Genomic DNA, 7912 nt, shown 5'->3' on the forward strand with positions numbered 1-7912 from the left:
GCCGTCGAGGAAAGATTGTTGTGGCCAAGCAGCACCTGGATGATGCGGATATCGGTGCCGTTCTCGAGCAGATGCGTGGCGAAGGAGTGCCTGAGCGTATGCACCGTCACCCGCTTGTCGATGCCGGCGGCGGCGCGCGCCGAGCGGCAGGCCGAATACAGCACCTGCACGTCGATGGGACGATTGGGGTCGCGGCCGGGAAACAGCCAGCCCTGCGGCTTCGCCAGNCGCCAGTAGACCCGCAGGATNCGNAGAAGCTGCGCCGACAGCATCACAGTGCGGTCCTTGCCGCCCTTGCCGTGNNNNACNNGNATGACGCCGCGGCCGCTGTCTATATCGCCGACCTTCAGCCCGACGGTCTCCGAGGCGCGAAGACCCGCTGCATAGGCGGTCGTCAGCGCCGTGCGCGTCTTCAGGCTCGGCACTGCCTGGTCACTGAGCCAAAGCAAGTCATCTCACAAAACACTCGAGAGTCACGTCGGTGGGTTTCGTCGTCTTCGGCAAAGAGCCGCGTCAGCGGGAGCCCGCGTTTCGATAAGGGGGGCGCTCCCGTCAAACCTAAAATTATCAGACATTGAATTGATAAAACAAGGTCCTTGTATGAATTTATCGTAATATAACTATTTGAATTAAGCTAAGCGATTTTTAACAAACATTTACTTCTTGTAATTGTCAAATGGGGATATGGGTGTGACCAATGAATCATGCGAGATCTGCGGAGAAATTTTAGAAATGGAACAAAGTTCTGGTAAAGCCAAATCGCTACTTAGTATCGTAAAGAGTTCACTTGAGCCGTCGTATCGACTAATTTGCTTCCCTCATGGCGGAGGTAGCGTCCAGTCCTTCCGTAACTGGCCGGACTATCTCCCCGACGACGTTGAGCTTATTTGCCTGGATCTTCCCGGGCGCGGCAAACGATCAGCGGAGACCGCCATTCGCAGCATGGACATACTGGTACCCATGGTCATCGAGGCGCTCCAGGCATATAGCGACAGGCCTTTCGTTTTCTTCGGTCATAGCGCAGGTGCCCTCGTGGCCTACGAGATTGCCCGCTGTCTGGAGAAGGCCGGTCGGCCATCTCCCTTCCATGTTGTCGTGTCTGCTCACCCGTCGGCCGACCTGCCCCCGGAACAGCCGCCGATGTATAAATACGCGGATGATAAGTTAGCCGATGTGGTTCGTACCCTTGGCATAGTCCCCAAGAAGGCGCTTGCAAACGAGAAATTGCTACTGGATTTTATTTTGCCGCCCTTGCGGGCCGACTTCGAACTTGTGGAGACTTACGACCGAAACCTGCCAACGCCTCTCAAGGCGGCAATCACCGCAATGGGCGGAGTTAAGGACGAATTCAGTGCCAATGACCTAGAGGGATGGCATCGGCTTACGACCTCTCGTTTCGCTCGGATTATGTTTGATGGCGATCACTTTTTCACTCATTCCATGACGGAGGAGGTGGTGTCTAGTCTCCTGCGCGAGGTTGGCGAGGTGAAGGTACAACTTCCAGCTTCCATCCAACATGGTGAAGCCCTCCCTTACAATAGCCTAACGCTGCATGAGCAATTCCGCAGACAAGCGGCTCTCACCCCCGACAGTCCTGCGATCGTTTCTGAGGTTGCGACCATCACATATCGTGAACTCGACGACCTGAGCGACATTCTGTCGGGGCACCTCCTCGTGCATGGTCAGAGCCGAGGTTCCCGCGTGGGTATCCTAATGGATACTTCACCTGAATACGTCGTCGCTTTGTTCGGTATTCTTAAGACAGGGGCTGCCTACGTCGTGCTTGACAAAGCACTGCCCGTCGCTGCGGTAAAGAGAATACTTGAGAAAGCATGTGTTGAAATTGTTGTCACCAACAACCGCTTCGCAGCTAAGCTTCCGCCTGATTGGTCTGGTATCGCGGTGTCACTCGACGAAGATTGGGAAGCGCAACTCGGCAAGGCCGGTCCGGTTGATCCTCCAATGGCGGACCTCGATGCGCCGGCCGAGATTGCATTTTCGTCTGGCACGACTGGTGAACCAAAAGGCATCGTCTGTCCTCATCGAAGCGCTGTAGCCTCGTACCAGTGGCGCTATCGCGCGCTGCCATATGCATCTGATGAGCGTGAAGCGGTCAATCTCTTCGGGGCGATCATGCGGCCGATCCTCGCCGGGTTTCCAGCCTATCTGATCCCTGATGACGTTATCTACGATCCGCAGCAGCTGGTCGACTACCTAGAACGAAATCGAATTACCAGAATATTGCTAACCCCCTCATTGTTGGATGTGCTTCTCAGCAGTGGCTTCCTCGACGTCCCTTCCCGCCTTTCGGATCTCCGATTTATCTACCTATCAGGCGAGGTACTAACGGCAGCATTGCTTGCGCGTGTGAGGGATGCGCTGCCGCACGTGAGAATCATCAATTACTACGGTGCAGCGGAGGCATGTGATGTCGCGCATATCGACTTGAGCGAGATCGATCCTGCGACAATACACAGGGTCGCGCCGGTGGGGCCGCCTCAGTACAATGTCAGTGTCTATATCCTCGGGGAGCAACGCGATCCCGTCCCACTGGGCTTCTCGGGCGAGGTCTTCGTCGGCGGCGATGTCTTGGCTCATGGCTATCTCGATAGCCCGGAGATGACACGCGAAAGGTTCCTTCCCGACCCATTCCGCGCTGAAGGCACGATGTTCCGCACTGGCGATCTTGGCCGTATGCTGCCAAGTGGCCACTTGGAAATTATCGGGCGCTGCGCTTTCATGGTGAAGATCCGAGGTTACAGCGTCGTCCCCGGGTCTGTAGAAGCTGCCTTGCGTCGCTACTCCGGGGTCCGCTCCGCTTCCGTATTGCCTGAGCTCGATCCGACGACAGGCCAGCCGGACCGATTGGTCGCCTTTGTAGTCCTGCACGATGGCTGCAAAGGCTGGGAGGCTCCTTTGCGAGCGCATTTGAAGTCCGAGTTACCGCATTATGCGATACCCGCGCATTTCGTGGCGGTAAGGGAATTGCCCGTTGCGGCCAATGGGAAACTTGATCGGTCGCGCCTTCGCGGGCTCACTCAAGAGGGGTGCGCTCCTGTGACCGGTGCCGACGAGGTCGAGCCGGCGCTTCGCGCAGCTTGGCGAGACCTCCTCCAAGCCGAAGCTGCAGATCCGGACGATAACTTTTTCGACTGCGGCGGACACTCCCTTCTGGCTGCCCGTCTCTGCACGCAACTTCGCAAGTGTCTGAAGGTGGAGCTCCGGGTGGTGGAGGTCTTCCTCAATCCAACCTTTAACGAACTCGCGGCTCTTCTCCGCAAGCGCATTGGCGAGCAGGGACGTCCTCAAAGCGCCAAGCTCCCCAAAACACCGCCAGTCTTGCCGAGTAGGCCGCATGTGAAGGCGCTGGGCCGTCGAATCAGCCCCAGTATGGACATTGCCGTGATTGGCATGGCCGCGCGTTTTCCTGGCGCGGACACGGTGGACGTGCTCTGGGAAAACCTCTGTCGCGGGGTGTGCTCGATCACCTCGCTCTCCACGCAGGAACTCATGGCCCGGGGCATTCCGGAGGCTGTCCTGAAGCGCCCCGATTATGTCCGCGTGGGCGCCCATCTCAACGACGTGGACCTTTTCGATCCAGATTTCTGGAACCTTTCGAGGCGTGAGGCAACGTTAATGGACCCGCAGCATCGCCTGTTTCTCGAATGCTGCTGGAAGGCACTCGAGTCGGCTGGATATGCACCAACCCAGCATGAAGGCCAGACTGGAGTGTTCGCAGGTTCGTCTTCCCCACTCTATCTACTGCACCATCTGAAGGGCGGCGTCAGCGATCCCACCAACGCGCCACTCGCTTTCCTGACAGAGCTCGGCAACGAGAAAGACTACCTTGCCTCGCGCGTTTCCTACATGCTGAACCTTAACGGCCCAAGCATTGCGGTGCAAACTTCATGCTCAACTGGGTTAGTGGCGATCGCGGTCGCCGCTCAGTCGCTCACGGCCGGCTATTGCGACATGGCTTTGGCAGGAGGCTCGAGTATCACCTTCCCTCAGGCGGGGTATCAGTTTGTCAAGGACTATATCAATTCTTCGGACGGTGTGTGCCGAGCCTTTGATGCCGATGCCAGTGGCACGGTGCTCGGTGATGGGGTAGGGGTTGTCGTTCTCAAGCGCCTTGAGGACGCGCTTCAAGCGAACGACCCGATCCACGCGGTGGTAAAAGGATGTGCCATTAACAACGATGGCCGCGCCAAATCGTCCTTCTCGGCGCCTAGCGCACGAGGCCAGGCCGAAGTTGTGCGCCAAGCACTTGCCTCCGCGGCCCTTGGTCCTGAAGATGTGGAATACATCGAAACTCATGGGACCGGCACCAAGGTCGGCGACCCGATCGAGGTCCGCGCTCTGGCAGAGGTCTTCGCGGGGCAGGCGAAAACGGGCAACGCCTGTGCGCTTGGGTCAATTAAACCGAACATCGGCCATGCAAACATCGCCTCAGGGGTGGCGGGCTTTATCAAGACAGTTCTCACCCTTCAGCACGGAGTAATCCCCGCGACCATCAATATCAACCGGCTGAACGAAGATCTCGGTCTGGAAGACACGCCCTTCTTTGTCAATGAGAAGCTTAGACCTTGGCCCCGCCCGCCGGGACGCTCGCGAACAGCCGGAGTCACAGGGCTCGGTATGGGCGGAACCAACTGCCATGTCGTTCTGCAGGAATGGGCCAGCGAAAATGCGCGAGCTTGGCCCGGATCGATCGCACGGGGGTCTCATGCCCTTTGCCTATCTGCAAAGACCGCTTCGGCGTTAAGCCGGGCCTGCCGGAGTCTAGCCGCGTTCCTGCGCCGTCACCGCGATATCGATCTTGGTGACGTCGCTCACACGCTGCGCGTGGCGAGATGCCAGTTCGACCATCGAGCCGTCGTTGTGGCGCGCAACTTGGATATGGCCATCAAGAGATTGGAAGAAGAGGCCGATCGCGCGGCTGATCGAATTCTTTCCTCGCCTTCGATTGCGTTCATGCTGCCGGGCGGCGGAGTCCAGCACGTAGGGATGTTCAAGGACCTATTCGATCACGTGCCGGATTTTCGTGCGACGTTCTTGACTTGTGCCGCCACCAGTCGCCAGGTCCTCGATCGTGATCTGGAGTTACTCGTGTTCGGGGAAAACGATGCATACGCGACCGCTTCCTTTGAAGAAATAAACGTCATGGTCTTCTCCGTGCAGTATGCCATGGCAGGTTTGCTACAAGCATGTGGCGTGCGTCCCAATTATCTTGTTGGACACAGCATGAGCGAATACGTCGTGGCGACCTTGGCGGGCATTCTGAAACTGGAAGATGCTATAGGGCTAATGGTCGTTCGTAGTCGCGCGATGGCGAATCTTGGTGTCGACGGTGCTATGCTTGCGGCCAAATGCAGCCCGGACGAGGCTGAGCACATCCTTAAGAAGGACGTTTGGCGAGATCGAGCTGAAGCTGGCGAGATCAGCGTCGGCGTCGTGAACTCAAAGACGAGTGTTGTGTTCACTGGTAAACGGGAACTGCTTGAACGGCTTCAGCAGGAGTTCGAACAAGCAGAGATTCCCAACCATGCCCTTAACACAGCTGGCATCCCCAGCCATTCTCCGCTGATGAAACCGGCTGCTGATATCATCGATGCGCAAGTCCGCACTATCGAGAAGCGAGTTCCAGATTTGGCCATTGCTCTGAATTCAGGAGGATATCTGCACCGGGCGAAAGTGCCCTTGGCAGAGACCTACTGGAGTAGGCAAGCAATCGGGACGATCCGATTCGATCGCTCTCTCGCAGCCACCATAGCGGCCGGTGCAACTGCCCTCGTTGAGCTTGGGCCATCGTGCAGTCTGGGACGCTTTGCACGTGAAGTGATCAGTCCAGAGGATCGTAAGAACAGAATTCCGGCGATTATACCAGCCGCGCGCGACAGGAATGACAAGGATTTCACCGACCGACATGTCCTTCTGGAATGCCTCGGGGATCTCTGGGCCCTGGGTGTTGCGGTAGACTGGAAGCGAGCCAGTGATCAATTGGAGCCATCTGGTATTCGCCGACGTATTCCCCTTCCGACTTACTCGTTTGACGGTCACCGTTGCTGGCCGGACGATCAGCCTGCGGGCCCGACACTTCCGCGGCAACCCGAGCAGCGAGAACGCCAAAGGGAGGAAGTGCTCACGACGCCAGACGAGCGACCAGAACAAGAGGAAAGCTCTCTGCGAAGAGAAGAAGAAGTCGAAATAGGAAAGGACAACATGTTGTCTAACGAAGATACGAGGCGCATGTTTCTTGATGAAGTGAAGATTCTTATCGGGGCCAAAGATATAAGCTGGGAAGATAACTTCTTTGATGTCGGGGGAGACAGCCTTACCGCAGCAGAACTCCAATCTTATTTGACGAACAGCGATCGCTGGAGGTCGCCGCAATTGAGTGAGATAATTGAGGCAGCTACGTTCCGCGACCTTTATGACCGAATTTCCAGAAATAACGGTCACCAGTCACAATGACCGCGAAGAGCTGGAGGATCATACCCCTGCGGCGCTGTCCCCCACATCCGGGAGGACGATGCGTGCGGTTGCTCTAGCCCGAGGCAAGATTGCGACGTACGGCCTTCGGCCGCGAAGAGCCTGAGTTCACCTGCGAGAGAACGGACAGCGCCGAGGACTTGCGGCGCGAGGCAGGACTCGCCGCCGGTGAGGACCGGCTCGCTGGTGGCCGGCCTGGTGATGCAGCAGGTCGGCCACGTGTTCGCGAATAGGTCTGGCGATAAACCGCGAAACGAAACCCTCCTCCCTGAAAGCGGACGAACTGCGACCTCTGTCGCGGAGGTCGTCTCCTCGGGGCTTGTATCGGCTGCGGACTATGTGAGGCCGTTACGGTCGGCCGAGTCCCCATGCACATGACAGGATATGGAGCTCCGTCCGTCAAGCGTGAACAAATTCACTAAGATCTGCGACATACTGGGAATGCCAGCTGGATTCACAAGGAGGAATACTCGATGACACGGCCTGACCCAAAAAACGTTAAGCGCGTAGCTTGCATAGGTACGGGTACCATCGGCGGTGGGATGGTCGCTCAGTTTCTTGCCAGCGGATATGACGTCATAGCACAAAACCCACGTAAGGAGGCCGACGGTTTCCTCGAACGCCTGCTAGACCAAGCTTGGCCAGTACTGGAGAAGATCGGCCTTCGACCTGGTGCGTCGCGGGAGCGTCTGCGCTTCACCACAGACATCGAAGAGGCGGTTACCGGTGCTGAGTTTGTGCAGGAAAGCGTACCTGAAGATCTCGAACTGAAGGTGCGCATCTATGAAAAAATCGACGAGCTAGTCCCGCCAGAAATCGTTATCGGCTCAAGCACTTCCGCCTTTCCAATGACCGAAATTCAAAGGCGCTGCAAATATCCTGAACGCACCGTGGTGGCACATCCTGTTAATCCGCCGTACCTAATTCCGCTTATCGAGATCGTAGGTGGCGAAAAAACGGATAAGGCTGTCTTAGACTGGGCCACTGCCTTCTACGAAGCAGCTGGAAAGCGCGTTCTCCGTATGGAGAAAGAGATCTACGGGTTCATGATCAACAGGCTTCAAATTGCCTTGTTCCGTGAAGCGATCCATATGATCGCGGCAGAACAAGCGACTGTTGCCCAGATTGATGACTGCTTGACTCACGGGCTCGGGCTGCGATGGGCATGTATGGGGCCATTCGCAACGTTCCATTTAGCATCAGGTGAGCGCGGCTTGGGGTCTTTCATGGATGGTTATGCAAGGCCAGATTCAGAGTGGCGGGCACCATTCGTTACCGAGCGTCCTCTACCTGACTGGACGCCGGAGCTGCGCGATCTCATTATGCGTCAAGCTGAAGAAGTGCTTGGCGGCAGGACGATTCCTCAGATGATCGAAGAACGCAATGAGACGATCATTGGATTGTTGAAGTTGCGGGAAGC

Annotated in this window: 2 protein-coding genes and 1 pseudogene; 2 read left to right on the forward strand and 1 reads right to left on the reverse strand. The window is 56.9% G+C overall.

The genetic code is table 11. The annotated features are described in order from the left end of the window. Positions 1 to 473 (reverse strand): annotated as a pseudogene (locus YU3_RS38240) (tyrosine-type recombinase/integrase); the annotation flags it as partial. A gap of 217 nt (positions 474 to 690) precedes the next feature. On the opposite strand from YU3_RS38240, the gene YU3_RS0133560 reads away from it, so the two are divergent. Both YU3_RS0133560 and YU3_RS0133565 read left to right on the forward strand, forming a co-directional pair. Then, on the forward strand, positions 691 to 6474 hold the full coding sequence (locus YU3_RS0133560) for a type I polyketide synthase (RefSeq protein WP_198021767.1): 5784 nt from the start codon (positions 691 to 693) through the stop codon (positions 6472 to 6474). 491 nt (positions 6475 to 6965) lie between these two features. Then, positions 6966 to 7912, forward strand: a 947-nt coding sequence (locus YU3_RS0133565; protein ID WP_027170256.1) for a 3-hydroxyacyl-CoA dehydrogenase NAD-binding domain-containing protein, incomplete at its 3' end; no start/stop codon positions are given.

The organism is Mesorhizobium sp. WSM3224 (assembly GCF_000427725.1).
GTDB lineage: Bacteria > Pseudomonadota > Alphaproteobacteria > Rhizobiales > Rhizobiaceae > Mesorhizobium.